General features: G+C 56.7%; 1 pseudogene. It reads right to left on the bottom strand.

From position 1 onward, the window contains the following. Positions 1 to 299: 299 nt before the first annotated feature. Positions 300 to 763, bottom strand: a pseudogene (locus A3730_RS08185) (lysine 2,3-aminomutase); the annotation flags it as partial.

Genomic DNA, 763 nt, shown 5'->3' on the forward strand with positions numbered 1-763 from the left:
GAACAGGGCGTTCTGACCAAGACAACCGGTCAGCAGAGCGGCAGCAGATGCACTGGCGAGAATTTTCTTCATCGGACTCTCCTTGAGTTGGGTGAATTCATTATTGCTGTCATTCAGCGGTAAGGAAAAGCAGTTGAAAGTTGATAGTGGAAAGTTGACAGCGACGCGATAAGAGGTCGGTTTAGANCTAAACGCAAGAGGCCGCGCCCAAACTTTGGATGCGGCCTCTTTACTTTCAGATCAATTCCACGCTTTTCCGCGTAGCTGTCAACTGTCAATTATCCACTATCAACTGATCCTTACTCGCTCTCCATCTCCGCCAGCTCGTCTTCAAAGAAAAACTTGTCTTCGCCGAAGGCCGGTTCCAGATGGTTGAGCCAGGTGGCTTCCTCGTTGTACTTGGCGAAGAAGGGACGCTGAACCCAGTCGTGGTTACGGCCCTGGATGAAACGCAGGGCGAAGACTTTCTCGCCGTTGATTTCGGTCACGCCCTGGATTTCCACCTTGCCCGGGTGGCTGGACATGCTCGGGCCTCGCGCGGTGCGGGCGATGCCGGAGACCTGTTTCATGGCGTCGCGATAGATTTCCCAGGCCTTGGCCAGGGGCACTTCAAAGTAATGGCGGGCGCCGGTGTCACGCTCCACAAACATGTAGTAGGGGATGATGCCCAGCTCGACCTGGGTCTGCCACAGGCGCGCCCAGTCGTCGGCGTTGTCGTTGATGTGTGCCAGCAGCGGGCCCTGGGCGCGGATCACGGCCCCGG

This window comes from Alcanivorax sp. HI0044, from assembly GCF_001634945.1.